A 14788-nucleotide genomic window follows, 5' to 3' on the forward strand; every position below is an offset into this window, starting at 1 on the left:
TTCTTTCACGAGGGCGTCGGTCTGCACCGAGGGCGTCGGTCTGCACGAGGGGCATCCGTCCGCTCAGAAAGCGAACAGCGCCATGATCACGGTGGAGCAGGCCAGGAGCGGGAGAGCCGTCGGGATCTGTGCCTTGATGGGCCCGTACTGGTCCTTCAGTTCCAGCAGGGTGGCCGGGACGATGTTGAAGTTGGCGGCCATGGGCGTACACAGCGTTCCGGAGAATCCGGCCAGCATGCCGACCGCCAGCACGGCCGGCGGATTGCCGTGCATCTGCCCGATGAGGACGGGCCAGCCGATCGCCGCGGTCATCACGGGGAACGCGGCGAACGCGTTGCCCATGATCACGGTGAACAGGAACATGCCGACGCAGTACGCGAGCACGGCGAGGTACTTCGCGTTGTCCGGCAGGACGTCGTGCACGATCTTGCCGACCTGGGTACCGACCCCGGCCAGTGCGAAGATCGAGCCGAGTACGGCGAGGAGCTGGGGCAGCAGCAGGGCGGCCCCCATCGCCTCCAGCATGGAGCGCCCGGAGTGCAGCGGCACGGACAGCTTCCGCTCACCGGTGACCAGCATCCCGACGACGAGGGCGACGAGACAGCCGACGCCGAGCCCGAGGAGGGTGGCCTTGCCCGTCTCGAAGAGACCGGACGTGTCGAGGACGGAGGCGCAGACGATGGCGACGAGCGGGATCGTCAGGGCGGGGATGAAGATCTTGCTGCCGAGCCGGGCGGCGGAGGCCTCGCGCTCCTCGGTGGGGCTGGTGGCTGGAGCGCCCCTGCCCAGGAAGTTGAAACCGGCGAGCACGATGAGGGCGAGCACCGCGACGCCGAGCGGTTCGGCGGGCAGCGTCCAGCCGCCGTTCTTCGCGGTGGCGTTGGCGACGCCGGTGCCGTAGGGGAAGGTGAGCCCGAGCAGGCCCCAGAAGGCGGCGGACGTCCACCGCTTGGGGTTGCTGCGGTCTGCGGCCATCTGCACGGCCATGACGACGAAGACGAGACCCACCAGCCAGTAGAGCCACTCGACCTTGATCACTTGCTGTTCTCCTTCGGAAGCGGCACGTCGTGTTCGGCGGCGGCGAGCGCCATCTCCCGCTGCAGCTGCCGGTCCAGGAGCAGCAGCCGGGCACCGTGGACGAGGAAGGCGCAGACGGCGAGCGGTATCGCCCACAGGGCCAGCTGGGTCGGTTCGAGATTCTGGTGGTACGTCGAGTTGACGAAGCCGGTGATCAGGAGGATCGAGCCGATCGCGATGAAGCAGTCCTCGCCGAAGAAGAGGCCCACGGTGTCCGAGGACGCGGCGTAGGAACGCACCTTCTCGCGCACGCGCTCGGGCAGCGCCGTGCCGGCCGTGCGCTCGGCGGCGGCCTCGGCCATGGGCGCGACCAGCGGCCGTACCGTCTGTGCGGGACCGCACATGCTGGTGAGGCCGAGCGCCGCGGTGATCTGACGGATCAGGAGGTAGACGGTGAGGAACCGGCCGGCGCTGAGGCTGCCGAGCCGTCCGATCAGATTGCGGGCCTGCTCGCGCAGGCCGTAGCGCTCCAGGAGGCCGATCACGGGGAGGACGACGGCGAAGACGGTGACCGAGCGGCTGTCGGCGAAGGACCGGCCGAAGGCCGCGAGGACCTCCAGCGGGTTCATCCCGCCGATCAGTCCGGTGAAGACACCGGCGACACCGACCACGAGGACGGGATTGCGGCGCGTGACGAATCCGAGGATCACCACGACCACGCCGAGGAGAACGATCATGCGGTTGCCTTTGGCGTGAGCGGGCGGGACGCCCGAGCGGCGCGGATCCGGGGGTCCGAATCCGTGAGGATGCCCGGGACCCTAGGGGATCGTTCAACGATCGAACAAGGGGTCGGACACGGAAAATCAATCCCTTGTCGGATCGTTCAACAATCGCCTACGTTGAAGGTGTGATCGACCTCAACGCAGACCTCGGTGAAGGCTTCGGCCGCTGGACCCTCACCGACGACGACGCCCTGCTCTCCGTCGTGACCAGCGCCAACGTCGCCTGCGGCTTCCACGCCGGCGACCCCTCGGTGATGCGCCGCGTCTGCGGCCTCGCCGCCGAACGCGGCGTCCGGATCGGGGCCCAGGTCTCCTACCGTGACCTGGCCGGCTTCGGCCGCCGCGCCATGGACGTGCCCGGCGACGAGCTGGCGGCCGAGATCGCCTACCAGATCGGGGCGCTGCGGGTCTTCGCGGAGGCCGCCGGGACCGAGGTCGCCTACGTCAAGCCGCACGGCGCGCTCTACAACCGCACCGTGCACGACGCCGAGCAGGCCGCGGCCGTGGTGGCCGGCGTGCGCCTGGCGGGCGGGGTGCCGGTGCTCGGCCTGCCCGGGTCACGGCTGCTCGCCGCCGCCGAGGAGGCGGGCCTCACCGCCGTACCGGAGGCCTTCGCGGACCGCGCCTACACCCCCGCGGGCACCCTCGTGCCACGCCGCGAGCCGGGCGCTGTGGTGACCGACGAGGACGCGGTGGTCCGGCGCGCGCTGGCGTTCGCGGTGGACCGGGCCGTAGCAGCCGTCGACGGTACGACCGTCCCGGTGGCCGCCCGCTCCCTGTGCGTCCACGGCGACACCCCGGGCGCCGCCAGGATCGCCGCGCGGGTCCGGGACGCACTCGACGCGGCCGGAGTCGAGGTAAGGGCATTCGCATGACCGAGAGCCGGTCCGATGAGGGGCGCATGACCGAGAGCCGGTCCGTCGAAGTGCGCCCCGCCGGGCGGCACGCCCTGCTCGTCGAACTGCCCGACGCCGAGCGCACCGGAGCCTTCCACACCGAACTCCTGCGACGGCGTGCCGCGGGAACCCTGCCACCGGTCGAGGAGATCGTGCCGGGCGCGCGGACCGTGCTCCTGGACGGTGTCACCGACCCGGAGGAACTGGCCCGCCGGATCACCGACTGGGACCTGCCCGCCCACGCGGCCGACGACGGGGCGGTGGTGGAGATACCCGTGCGCTACGACGGCCCGGACCTGGCCCGCGTCGCCGCCCTGTGGGGCGTCGGCGCCGACGAGGTCGCCACCCGGCACACCTCGTACACCTACCGCGTCGCCTTCTGCGGATTCGCCCCCGGCTTCGGTTACCTCACGGGCCTGCCCGCCGCGCTGCACGTGCCCCGCCGCGACACACCCCGCACCCGGGTCCCGGCCGGCGCGGTCGCGCTCGCCGGCCCCTACAGCGCCGTGTACCCGCGCGCCACCCCCGGCGGCTGGCAGCTGATCGGGACCATGCCGGACCCGACCCCGCTGTGGGACCTCACCCGGGAGGAACCGGCACTTCTCACGCCGGGGACCCGGGTGCGGTTCGTGGCCGAGGGCGGCACACCATGACCGTCAAGCTCGCCGTCGTACGCTCCGGCGCCCTCACCACCGTCCAGGACCGCGGCCGGCGCGGCCATGCGCACCTGGGCGTGCCCCGCTCCGGCGCCCTGGACGCCCCCGCCATGAGGCTGGCCAACCGGCTCCTCGGCAACGCCCCCGACGCCGCCGTCCTGGAGACCACCCTGACCGGCTGTGCCCTGCGCCCCGACCGCGGCGTGACCGTCGTGGTCGGCGGCGCGCCGTGCCCGGTGACGGTCGACGGCCGGCCGGTCGCCTGGGGACTGCCCGTACGGGTGCCCGCGGGCGCCGTCCTGAACGTGCGCGGCGTGACGGCCGGCGTGCGCTCCTACGTGGCCGTCGCCGGCGGCATCGCCGTCGAGCCCGTCCTCGGCAGCCGCGCGACGGACCTGCTGTCCGGGCTCGGCCCGGCGCCCCTGCGCGACGGGGACGTCCTCCCGCTGGGCACTCCCGCCCCACAGCCGGCGCTGCCCGACAGCGCTCCGTGGCCGGCTCCGCCCACCGAACTGACCCTGCCGCTGCGCTTCGGCCCCCGCACCGACTGGTTCTCACCCGCCGCGCTGCACACCCTCACCTCGGCGACGTACCGCGTGTCGCAGCACAGCAACCGCATCGGCCTGCGCACCGAGGGACCGTCGCTGGAGCGGGTGTCGGCCGGTGAGCTGCCGAGCGAGGGCATGGTGCTCGGCGCCGTGCAGGTGCCCCCGGACGGGCGCCCGGTGGTGTTCCTGCACGACCACCCGACGACCGGCGGCTACCCGGTGATCGGCGTCGTCGCCGAGACAGCCCTGGCGGCGGCCGCCCAGGCCGCGGCGGGCACCCCGATCCGCTTCACCCTGGGGTGACGCCTCGGCAGGGCGGGTTCGCCGGGGTTCGCCCTCCGACACCGAGCCCTCCGACACCGAGCCCGCCGGCGGCGTGCCGGGCGATCGGCGGTGGGCGATTCTGGAGGAGTGGGTCGAGTCCCAGCCCGTCGGATTCCGGCGGTCTACGCCGCCCCGGGCCGCCGGGCGGTACGCGTGACGCTGGTCGCCGCGGCCGGTTTCAACCTCTTCCGCTACGGCCTCGATCGTCCCGTGGCGGCCACGTACGCCCTGTTCGCGGCCGTGGCCCTGGGCGGACTCGCCAAGATCCCGGGCACCGGCCGGCAGCGAGCCGCGACCGTGCTGCGGCTGCTTCCGGTGTGCTGGCTGCTGGTCGTCGTCGGCACCTGTCTGTCGGTGCGGACCTGGAGCGCCGTCGTCGGCATGCTGGCGGTCGGCTTCACGCTGGCATTCGCCGCCGTGGGCGGCCCGCGCCCGGCAGGAGCGGCGCCAGGCCTGCAACTCCTCTACATCCTGCCGTCGTTCCCTCCGTACGCCCCCGGCACGCTCGCCGAGCGCCTGATCGGTACCACCACCGGACTGGCCCTGCTGGTCGCCGCCGAGGCACTGATCCTTCCCGAGCCCAGCCCGCCGTCCTACCGGGCACGGGCCACCCACGCCGCGCGCACCGCCGCACACTGCGCGACCCTCCTCGCGGCACCGCCGTACGCCCTGACCGGTCCGGACATCCGGGCAGCCTGGGAGACCGGCAGGTCACTGCGGTCCCTGACCGTGCCGGAGGCGGAACGCCCGGCCGGACCAGGAGTACGCGACCGTGCCCTCGCCCACACCGGCCTCGCCACGCGCACCCTCCTCAGCCGACTGGTCCAGCTGCCCGCCGCGCCGGGCGGGCAACCGGGCCGCGAGGTGACCGCCGTACTGCGGGCCGTGGCACGACTGGCCACGGCGACCGCGACCTGCCTGCGCGCCGGGGCGTCGCCGATCGCGGCGTACGAGGACCTGGTCAGGACGCGGGCCCAGCTGTCGGCGGTGTCCGCGGGCCCTATTCCCACCGCGGATTCCCCGGCCATCGGGGGTTCCCCGCCCATCGGGGGTTCCCCGGCCACCGGGCCGGCCGCCACCGCGGGTCCGGCGTCCCCCGGGCCGGCTCCCACTGGGGAGTCCGCGTCTACTTGCGCAGCCCCTGCCGGGGAGCCCGGGTCCGCCTGCCCGACCCCTGTCGGCGAGTCGGCATCCGTTTGCCCGGCTCCCGCCGGGGATTCCCCGTCCGCAGGCCCGCCCCCCGCCGGGGGTTCCGCGTCCGCAGGCCCGCCCCTCGCCAGGAAGTGCGCACCCGGAACCGCTCGCGTACCGGAATTCTCGGCTGCCGTGCTGCGTCGGCACGCCGCCGTCCTGGAGATCGCCGACGCCGCGCTCGCCATGGCCACGGCGGCCGATCTGTCGGTCCACGGCAGACACACCCCGATGGGGATCCCGCACGGCCGCTTCTGGTACGCCAGAACCTGGGCGCCGATGCTGTGGTGGCACCGGGTGCGGGGTCATGCCGGGCGCCGGTCGGTGTTCTTCCAGAACGCGGTCCGTATCGCCCTGGCCCTGACCGCCGCCCGCCTCGTGGCGGGGGTGGACACGCTGCCCCACGGTTTCTGGGCCACGCTCGCCACGCTCACCCTCACCCGCACCACCATGGACGAGACCTGGCACACCATCCGACTGGCACTCACGGGCACCCTCGCGGGAGCACTCGTCACGGCCGGCGTACTGAGCCTGGCCGGGACCGACACCCTCGTCTACGCCGTCGTACTGCCCGTGTGGATGCTGTTCGCCTTCACGGTCGGTCCGGTCAAGGGTGTCGGCTGGGCGCAGGGCCTCTTCACCGTGCTCGTGGCGCTGGTCTTCGCGCAGTTGGCCCCGCCGACCTGGCGACTGGCGGAGGTCAGGATGCTGGACGTGCTGGTCGGCAGCGTGATCGGAGCCGTCTTCGGACTGCTGGCCTGGCCGCGCGGCGCCCATGACGAGCTGCGCCACGCCGCGGCGGAACTGCTGCGCCGCGCAGCCGAGATCGTGGTGGCGACCGGCGCCGCGGTGGCGGCCGGCGGGGCGGTGGCCGCGTCCTCGGGCGTGCCCGGTCACCGGTCGCTGCAGCGCGCGATCATCCTCGCCGAGTCCGCGTACGCGCAGTTCCTGAGCGAGCCGACGCCCTTCGGCGGCGCGCCGCGCCGGTCCGGGCTGCGCACCGTGGACTGGCAGGCCACGCTGATGGCCGGTCACCACACCCTGTGGGGGGCCGACCGGCTGCTGACACCTCCGCTCACCGGACTGGGCCCCGCGGCGGCCGGGTGCGTCAGCGGGCTGGGGGAGCGGGTGGCCGGGCGGATGCTGCTGGTGTCGGCGGCCCTGGATCCCGGAGCGGACACCCCTACCGGCCGGATCCCGCTGGTCGATCCGGTCCTCGAAGGACCCGGCGGCGAGCCGCCCGGCGCGCCGCGCCTCTACTACGCGACCGTGTCGTGGCTGGACTCGCTGATGACCGACCTGAGACGGATCCCACGAGGCAGCCCCGAGGCGCCGTGACAGCGCCGCCCCACCGGCGGGCCGGGACGGCACCGGAACCGTTCGACCCGCGGCGCGGGCCCGGCCGCGCGGCGTCGAACACCGTTCCCGGACATGGCACCGCGCGGCCGGTCTGCGAGCAGCACTCCGGGGACAAGGGCGGAGAGGGCCACCGCCGAAGCGGCCACCGTGCCGGCGTACGGCCACCCGCGTGGCTGGGCGGCACGTCGGCCGGAGCCCTGGCGACGGCCCTGACCGGCGCTCCGACGGCACGCGGCCCGGTCACTCACGGAGTCATCGCGTCTGGGTGAGGATCCGCCGAAGCCAGCGGGTACGGGCGTCGCGGGCGTCCTGGCTGAGGGCCGCCCCCGGTGCGAAGGTGTCGAAGCCGTGGAAGGCACCGGGCCACACGTGCAACTCGGCTTGGCCTCCGGCCCGCCAGATCGCCTGCGCATAGCCGACGTCCTCGTCCCTCAAGGTCTCCGCCGACCCCACCTCGATGTAGGCCGGGGGCAGCCCGGACAGATCCGTGGCACGCGCGGGAGCGGCGTAGGGCGGCAGGTCCGCGGCGCCGTATCGGCCGCCCAGCGCCGCCTGCCACGCCGTGGCGTTGGAGGTGCGGTCCCAGAGGTCGATACCGGCCATCTGGTGACTGGAGAACGTGTCGTTGCGGTCGTCGAGCATGGGGTACAGCAGCAGTTGCCCGATCAGCGGGGGCCCGCCCCGGTCGCGGGCGAGCAGGGCGAGTGCCGCGGCCAGTCCGCCGCCGGCGCTCTTGCCCCCTACGACGACACGCTCGGCGTCGATGCCGAGTCCGGCCGCATGCGCAGCCACCCAGGCGAGTCCGGCGCGACAGTCGTCCAGCGCCGCGGGGTACTGGGCCCCGGGGGCCAGCCGGTACTTGACGGAGACGACGGCCAGTTCCAGGGGCAGCGCCCACTCACGGAGCAGTCGCGGAAGGACGGACCAGGCGTTGCCCGTGATCATTCCGCCGCCGTGCATGTAGTAGAGCAGCGGCAGCGGTCCCGCGATCCCGGCGGGCCGTCCGCTCACGAGCGTGACCTCCGGCCCGCCCGGCGGCCCCGGCACACAGAGCTCCTCCACCTCGAAACGGCCCTCGGCCCGCAGCTCCCGGACCGTCGGTCTGGGCCGGGCCACGGCATCCCGCTCCTGCCGTTCCGCCAGGTTCTGCCAGGTGAGCGGTTCCCGGGCCCCCTCCGCCAAACCGCTGAGCCCGGCGGCCAGTTCGGGAGCGAACGGCGGCGCGTGCCACCCTGTCGAGGCACGTCCGGCTTTCGGTGACGGCATGTCATCCGCGAGGTTCATACGGTGTAGCCAACCACCTGCCGGGCAGGGGCCGACCACGCCGGGTACGGGCCGTCCGTCCGTCCCCCGGCGGTCGTCTCCCCGTGGCCTTGGCCGGGAGCCGTCGGGCCTGGTAGGCATGGCCTGTGCGATTCGAGAGTGTTCCCATGCCGGCAGCGGTCGAGGCGCGACCCCGTGACGCTCGTGGGTATCCCGTGCCGGCGATCACTCCCTGGGAAGGGGAGGAGCCCCAGTTCGCGCTGACCGACTACGAGCGCAGCGCCGTGTGCGCGAGGAAGCGTCTGTGCTCGGTGTGCAACCAGGGCATGCCACAGGGGCCGGTGTGGCGTGTGGTGGGCGCCGAGGAGAGCGCGGCGATCGGGACGGCGCTGGCCGCCGGTCGGCCCTACCGCAATCTGGCACCGACCCTCGAAGGACCGGGGCACCGTGCGTGCATGCTGTACGCCTCGATGGTGTGCCCCTATCTGGCCCGGCCCAACGCCCGGCGCGGCATGTCCGCGGCGGAGCCGGACGACATGACCTCTCATGTGGTGCGGGGCGCCGTCCGGGGCGACATGGGCGCGGTGGTGGGCTTCGGCGAGTACGAGTACGCCGTCACCGGAAGCCGGGTGCTCTTCCGGTTCCTCGACGTCGTCGAGTACCTGCCGCACGACACGGCCGACGCACACCTGGACGAACTGCGGGCCGAACTCGCCCGGACCGCGAAGTGACCCGTACCTCGCCCCGGAAGTGCCCGGCCCGTTCCGTCGGCCCGGGTCAGGGGCGGTACGCCGCCAGCCCGACCGTCGAGGTGACCTTGGCCGGGTGACCCGTGCCGTCGGCCGGCAGCGTCACCGTGCCGGACGGGGTGCGCACCGCGAGGGTCTTGCCGTCGGGCGACCAGGCCGGCTCGGTGTAGTCGGTCGTGGCGTGCGGCGTGAGGTCCTTGATGTGGTTGCCGTGCGTGAAGTCCTCGACGAGTACGTGGTCGTGGCCGGCGACGGAGCGTACGAAGACGACCTCCTCCTCGTTCGGGGACAGGGCCGGCTGGGAGCCCTTGGTGAGCTTGCTGCCCTGCTGGCGGAGGTAGTCGTCCCGGATGTAGACGGCGCCGGTGTGGTCGTTGGCGTACACCGAGGTGCCGTAGTGGCCGGCCGCGTTCGGCCAGACGTTGCCGGTCTGCGGAAGCGCACCGCCCGGACCCGGCTCGCCGTACAGGGACAGCGTCTTGGGCGTGCCGTGGACGGCCTTGGCGGAGATGACCTTCAGCCGGGAGACATTGTTCGCGCGCGCCGCGAAGATGAGGTTGTTCTTGGCGGGGATGCCGTTCTGGGTGTCCTTCGCGGTCACCTGCCAGGTCGGGTGCGACCAGTTCTGGTTTCCGGGGTTCTTGGCCACGACGACGCGCCCGCTGCCGTCGGGGTTGGCGATGTCCAGGTTGCCGGAGCCGTCGACGAAGGCGGCCTTCTTGCCGTCCGGGGACCAGGCGAGGTCCCGGACGGGGACGCCGAAGTTCACCGTGTGGCCGCCGATCAGCACGTACTTGGTGCCGTTGCTGATGGTCAGGGTGCCGTGCGAGGCGCTGGTGGCGGCCGAGGCGGCGCCCGAGGCGCCCAGCAGCGCCGAGCCGGTGACGGCCGCGGCCACGGCGATGGCGGCGGTCATGGTGCGGGTACGGGTGGTCATGACGGAGTTCCCCCAGGAACGTCGACAGGTCAGGTCGTTGGGTGAAGCCACGCCAGAGCCGCTCCGGCGTCGTCCTGGTCGCTGAAGGCCACGCGACCGCCTGCCGCTCTGTATGAAGCCCAGCCTGACAGGCCGTGATCCTCGAACCGTCCGTTCGGTGTCACAGGGGCGTAACACGGTGAGCGGCGACACCGGTGGTGAGCGAGGGGTGCCCAGGGGCTAGGGTCCAGCTGATCGCGCAGTCCCTGCGTGTGAAGCTCCGTGCGACCGAAGGACGTTGATGAGACGAAGATCCCTCACCGGTACGGCCGCGGTGTTCATGTCCGCCGCGGGCCTGGCCGCGGCACTGCTGGGCGCCGCCCCGGCCGGTGCCGTCACCGGCCGGCCGGTGATCACCCTGGACACCCCCGCGCCGATTGCCCTTCCGGCCGCGCCTGCCACCGCGGACGTGCACTTCGAATTCCAGACCACGGCGAAGAACCTCCGGGCGGACGACGCCACCCTGACCGTGGACGCCCGGGGCCTGTCGAAGATTGCCAAGGTGACGTTCTCGCACAACTGCACGGCCGAGGGCCTGGTTGCCACCTGCTCGGACGAGTTCGAGTCCGACTCCTCTCCCACCACGCACATGGGCGCCATGACCGGGCTGACCCTGACCCCGCTCAAGGGCGCCGCGCTCGGTGCGGTGGGCACGTACAAGGTCACCGGGCGGTCCGCGCACGCGCAGATCGTGGGCGGCACCGGCAAGGTCGAGGTGGGCGGCCCCTCCTTCGGCCTGGACAACCTGACCGACCACACCGACCTGAAGGTCGGCAGCACCGTGTCCGAACCGGTCCGGTTCAGCAACGTGGGCAACCGTCCCGCCAAGGGCGTCCAGACGGTCCTGGCCGCCTCACCCGGCCTCGACTTCGCCGACCACTACGCCAACTGCAAGTACGGGTCCAACGGCACCATCCACTTCGCGGAGTGCTACCCCAAGGGCGCGATCGGCATCGGAGAGACGGCGGCCCTGGCCGCACCGGTGCGGCTGCACGTGAACTCCGCGGCGCTGTACACCTACCTCGACACCCTCACCGCGCCCCTCGGCCGGCCGGGCTGGCCGGACGATCAGGGCATCAAGTGGACGTGGGGCAAGGGCACCACGCTCGGACTCAAGGTGATCAAGGCGGGCCGCCGGTCCTCGGCTCCGGCGGGTTCCGTCTCCCTGCCGCAGACGGGCGAGGTCACCGCCTACCGGATCGCCTCCCTCAAGGCCCGCAACACCGCCGACTTCGGTGTCACCGGCGCCCGCGCACAAGCCGGGCAGGGCAAGAACGCGACCTTCGCCTTCCGCCTGACCGCGAACGGTCCGGCGACCCTGTACGACCGCAGCGGCGGTGAAGGAGTGCCCACCGTCCGGGTGACGCTCCCGGCCGGTACCACCGCGGTCGGCCACTCGGCCAACTGCTCTCCATGGCAGGTGAACAATCCGACGGCCGAGGCTCACGGCCCGTACGTCTGCGGCCCGCCGGACTTGGTCCTGCCGAAGGGGAAGGTCACCGGATTCACCCTGACGCTCCGGGTCGACAAAGTGGTCACCCATGCCAAGGGAGGCGTCCAGGTGGTCTGGGGTCCGGATCCGTCCCACTCGCACCGGCCGGCGTTCGACCCGGACAGCCGCAACGACTCCGCGGCGCTCACACTGAACTGAGCCTCGACGGCCGCGGCGCACACACGGACGGGGTCGCCCGCCTCGGGCGGCCCCGCCTCGCCGCACCGAGGCGTCCATCGTTCACGCTCGCCGACACCACCTTCCACTGCGTCGACGGCGACCCGCGACCGCTACCACCTCCGCAGCGGCGCGCAAAGCTGTGCACGAACGGCTGAGTTCGCCCGCGGCACCGTGACCGGCCCGTGGGTACCGTGACGCGAGCCGATGTCCCCCGGATGGTGATCTGCCGATGCCTCAGCCCGCCACAGCCACCACCTCGGGGGAACCCTGCAACCCGGTCCTCGCCGAGGTCGTCCGCTCCGGGTTCGTCGAAGGGCGCCACCGGGGAAGTGCGGTGCTGCTCGCCGCGGACGGTTCGGTGGAGCGGGCCGTCGGTGACATGACGTCCCCCGTCTTCCCGCGGTCCGCCAACAAACCGATGCAGGCCGCGGCGTGCTGCGGGCCGGCCTCGGCTGACAGCGGGCGGCCGGCGCGACCCCGTGGCCATGAACTGCTCCGGCAAACACACGGCGATGCCGGCCGCCGCCGCGCTGCGGGGCCGGCCGCTGGAGTCCTACCGTGACCCGGACCATCCGCTGCACCTGCTCATCCGCACGGTGGTGGTGGAGGAGGCGGCCGGCGAACCGGTGACCGCTGTCGGTGTGGACGGCTGCGGGGCCCCGCTGATGGCGATCAGCCTGACCGGGCTCGCCCGTGCCTTCCGCTCGTACGTCCTCGCCGCGCCCGGAACGCCCGAACGGCGGGTCCCCGACGCCATGCGCGCTGCCCGACGCCCGCTCCCTGGCCCTCAAGGTCGATGACGGCGGGACCCGAGCCCAGCCGTTATGCGGCATTCGCCCCGCCCCGCGCAGCTGATGTGTCATCAACTTGACTGCCCATGAATGGATTTGCCGTCTATTGGCATGCCAAACGGCTGTTGTCTTCCGTTCTCTGAGCGTTCAACCGGGAATCCCTGTGAGTGTTGTGTGCTCTCCCTAGCCTCCTTGAGGTTTCGGAAAGAAGGGGCTCATGGACGACTCATTCCTCGCGGTCCGGGCGCGCGGGATCACCAAGTGTTTCGGTGATGTCGTCGCACTCGACGGCATCGATCTGGATGTGGCGCAGGGACAGATCCACGGCCTGGTCGGACCGAACGGCGCCGGCAAGACGACACTCCTCGGGCTTCTGCTCGGCCTGGCCGTGGCCGACGGCGGTCAACTGGAGATCCTCGGTACGCCGGTGGGCCGGACGTTCGCCGCTCCCGACGGTGTCGCCGGGTTCGTGGACGGTCCGGGCCTGTATCCCTCGCTCACCGCCCGGCAGAATCTCGCCGCGCTGGCCGCTCTGCACGGCCAGGACACGCGCGCGGCAGGCATCGACGCGGTGCTCGACCAGGTCGGGCTGACCGAGGTCGCCGACGACCGGGTCCGCGGATTCTCCCTGGGCATGCGTCAACGCCTCGGCCTCGGCGCGGCGTTGCTCACCAGGCCTCGGGTCCTCGTGCTGGACGAGCCGTCCAACGGCCTCGACCCCGCCGGCAAGAAACACGTCCACGGTGTGCTGAGCAGGCTTGCGGCGGAAGGGACCAGTGTCGTGCTGTCGAGTCACCGCATGGACGACCTGGAGGCGCTGTGCTCCGAGGTCACCATCCTCGCCACCGGACGGGTCGTCTTCTCCGGCCCGCTGGGCAAGCTGGCCGCAGAGAACCGTGAACTCGACTACCGCCTGGTCACCTCCGACGCACAGGCAGCCCGTCGGCTGGCCGCCGAGACGCCCGGGATCCACGTGGCGGACGGCACGGGAGGGCGCCAGGGACGCGACGCACTCGTCGTACACGCACTGGTGCCCGCCCTCGACGAACTGGTCGTACGTCTCGTGCAGTCGGGCGTCGCCGTGCGTGAACTCGCCCCCGAGGTCTCCCCGCTGGAGGCCGCCTTCCTGGCCCTGACCGAGCAGCGGGACCCCGGGGCCCGGCCACAGGAGACCGACCAGCCGCGGAGGGCCGGCCGATGACCGCGACCACAACCGCCGTGGCCACCGACCCCACCGCCGGCGCCGGACGAGTCTCGGTGGCCCGCGGCTACCGCTTCGAACTGGTCAAGCTCGTCTCGCAATGGCGAATCCGGCTCCTGGTGCCGGCCTGCTGGATCGCACCGGCGCTCTTTGTCGCCGGGGTGAGTCAGCAGAGCACCCTCCCCTCCGACACGCTCTTCGGCCGCTGGATGCTCGCCACGGGGTGGGCCGGCCCCCTGGTGATCCTCGGCTTCTCGGGCACCTGGGCGCTCCCGCTGCTGACCTCCGTGGTCGCCGGTGATGTGTTCGCCTCCGAGGACCGGCTGGGCACCTGGCGCCACCTGCTGGTGGCGGTCCGGTCGCCGCGACGGATCTTCGCCGCGAAGACCCTGGCGAGCCTCACCGTGATCCTGCTGCTCGTGGTCGGGCTGGCCGTTTCCAGTACGGCCGGTGGGCTCATGGCGGTCGGCAACCGGCCACTCGTCGGCCTCGACGGCCACCTGCTGGCCCCGGGGGACGCCGCCGGCAAGGTGCTGCTCGCCTGGGCCTGCGTCCTCGCACCCACCCTGGCACTCGCCGGGATCGGCCTTCTCGGGTCCGTGGTAATGGGACGATCCCCGATGGGACTGCTGCTGCCGGCGGTCGTCGCGCTCGTGCTGCAGCTCGCCCAGATGCTGCCGCTGCCCGTCGCCGTACGACTCGCCCTGCCCAGCTGGGCGTTCATCGCCTGGAACGGTCTGTTCACCAGCCCCGCACAGCTGGGTCCGCTCATGACCGGCATCATGGTCAGCCTGGTGTGGGCCGGGACCGCCACCGTGCTCGCGTATCTCCTCTTCCTGCGGCGCGACTTCACCAACCTGACCGACGACGGCTCGGGACGCCGCGCTGTCACCGCCGGACTTCTGCCGCTCGCCGGGCTGACCGCCGCGACCGTCGCCGTGGTCGCGGCGACGACCGGGGCCACCGGCTCCGGGATCTCGCAGGACAAGGTGCAGCGTTCGCTCGCCACGGAGTTCGCCCACCTCTACCGCATGCAGACCGAGCAGCTCAACCGTCCTGCCGTCACCGAAGCGCAGCTGAAGGCCACGGCGACGTGCGACAAGGGCAGCGTCAGGGTCGCCGCCGAGGGGCCCGGCAACGACTGGCGCTGCGTCGTCTCCTGGCACCTTCCCGGCGTCGAGGCCACCGGGACGGCCGTCTACCAGCTCGACGTCACCTCGGACGGTCGGTTCACGGCCGACGGCGACGGACCGAAGGAAGTGAACGGCTACTTCCTGGTGCGGACCCCCGTCGGGGACGCACCGAACCCGCTTTGGCAGTTCGACGGCAACGTCGGGCTTCTCCGTACCTCGAAGGGATGACT

Annotated in this window: 12 protein-coding genes and 1 pseudogene; 9 read left to right on the forward strand and 4 right to left on the reverse strand. The window is 72.6% G+C overall.

Annotation, left to right across the window (positions count from 1 at the left end; translation table 11 throughout):
* Positions 1 to 63 precede the first annotated feature (63 nt).
* Together ACIGXP_RS13440 and ACIGXP_RS13445 are read right to left on the reverse strand one after the other, a co-directional pair.
* The gene (locus ACIGXP_RS13440) at positions 64 to 1038 is read right to left on the reverse strand and encodes a DUF979 domain-containing protein (RefSeq protein WP_399767657.1); all 975 of its coding nucleotides are present in this window, start codon (positions 1036 to 1038) and stop codon (positions 64 to 66) included.
* Positions 1035 to 1754, reverse strand: coding sequence for a DUF969 domain-containing protein (locus ACIGXP_RS13445; protein ID WP_399767660.1), 720 nt, complete (start codon positions 1752 to 1754; stop codon positions 1035 to 1037). The genes ACIGXP_RS13440 and ACIGXP_RS13445 overlap by 4 nt, the downstream gene beginning before the upstream one ends.
* A gap of 170 nt (positions 1755 to 1924) precedes the next feature.
* Here ACIGXP_RS13445 and ACIGXP_RS13450 point away from each other — a divergent pair, with 170 nt between their 5' ends.
* From ACIGXP_RS13450 to ACIGXP_RS13465, 4 genes are all read left to right on the forward strand, one after another.
* A complete protein-coding gene (locus ACIGXP_RS13450) occupies positions 1925 to 2674 on the forward strand; it encodes a LamB/YcsF family protein (RefSeq protein WP_399767662.1) in 750 nt (249 codons plus the stop codon).
* 26 nt (positions 2675 to 2700) lie between these two features.
* Positions 2701 to 3348 (forward strand): allophanate hydrolase subunit 1, encoded by a 648-nt coding sequence (locus tag ACIGXP_RS13455; protein ID WP_399767665.1) that lies wholly within the window; start codon positions 2701 to 2703, stop codon positions 3346 to 3348.
* The gene (locus ACIGXP_RS13460) at positions 3345 to 4202 is read left to right on the forward strand and encodes a biotin-dependent carboxyltransferase family protein (protein WP_399767668.1); all 858 of its coding nucleotides are present in this window, start codon (positions 3345 to 3347) and stop codon (positions 4200 to 4202) included. The genes ACIGXP_RS13455 and ACIGXP_RS13460 overlap by 4 nt, the downstream gene beginning before the upstream one ends.
* Before the next feature lie 108 nt (positions 4203 to 4310).
* Entirely contained in the window at positions 4311 to 6752 is a 2442-nt protein-coding gene (locus tag ACIGXP_RS13465; RefSeq protein WP_399767671.1) for an FUSC family protein, read from the forward strand.
* 273 nt (positions 6753 to 7025) lie between these two features.
* On the opposite strand, the gene ACIGXP_RS13470 is transcribed toward ACIGXP_RS13465, so the two are convergent.
* Positions 7026 to 8039 carry an alpha/beta hydrolase gene (locus tag ACIGXP_RS13470; protein ID WP_399767673.1) on the reverse strand — a complete coding sequence of 338 codons (1014 nt, stop codon included), beginning with the start codon at positions 8037 to 8039 and terminating at the stop codon, positions 7026 to 7028.
* A 164-nt stretch (positions 8040 to 8203) separates the two neighbouring features.
* On the opposite strand from ACIGXP_RS13470, the gene ACIGXP_RS13475 reads away from it, so the two are divergent.
* Positions 8204 to 8767 (forward strand): hypothetical protein, encoded by a 564-nt coding sequence (locus ACIGXP_RS13475; protein ID WP_399767675.1) that lies wholly within the window; start codon positions 8204 to 8206, stop codon positions 8765 to 8767.
* Positions 8768 to 8813: 46 nt separating this feature from the next.
* Here ACIGXP_RS13475 and ACIGXP_RS13480 read toward each other — a convergent pair whose 3' ends face one another.
* Positions 8814 to 9722 carry a hypothetical protein gene (locus ACIGXP_RS13480; protein WP_399767678.1) on the reverse strand — a complete coding sequence of 303 codons (909 nt, stop codon included), beginning with the start codon at positions 9720 to 9722 and terminating at the stop codon, positions 8814 to 8816.
* Between the two features lie 280 nt (positions 9723 to 10002).
* On the opposite strand from ACIGXP_RS13480, the gene ACIGXP_RS13485 reads away from it, so the two are divergent.
* From ACIGXP_RS13485 to ACIGXP_RS13500, 4 genes and pseudogenes are all read left to right on the forward strand, one after another.
* A complete protein-coding gene (locus ACIGXP_RS13485) occupies positions 10003 to 11412 on the forward strand; it encodes a hypothetical protein (RefSeq protein WP_399767680.1) in 1410 nt (469 codons plus the stop codon).
* Positions 11413 to 11662: 250 nt separating this feature from the next.
* Positions 11663 to 12197, forward strand: a pseudogene (locus tag ACIGXP_RS13490) (asparaginase); the annotation flags it as partial.
* A gap of 244 nt (positions 12198 to 12441) precedes the next feature.
* Positions 12442 to 13425: an ABC transporter ATP-binding protein gene (locus ACIGXP_RS13495; RefSeq protein ID WP_399767683.1), complete on the forward strand. Its 984-nt coding sequence runs from the start codon at positions 12442 to 12444 to the stop codon at positions 13423 to 13425.
* The gene (locus ACIGXP_RS13500) at positions 13422 to 14786 is read left to right on the forward strand and encodes an ABC transporter permease (RefSeq protein WP_399767686.1); all 1365 of its coding nucleotides are present in this window, start codon (positions 13422 to 13424) and stop codon (positions 14784 to 14786) included. Before ACIGXP_RS13495 ends, ACIGXP_RS13500 begins: the two co-directional genes overlap by 4 nt.
* The last annotated feature ends 2 nt before the right edge of the window (positions 14787 to 14788 follow it).

The sequence above is a fragment of the Streptomyces sp. NPDC053069 genome (assembly GCF_044546895.1).
In the GTDB taxonomy this organism is placed as follows: domain Bacteria; phylum Actinomycetota; class Actinomycetes; order Streptomycetales; family Streptomycetaceae; genus Streptomyces.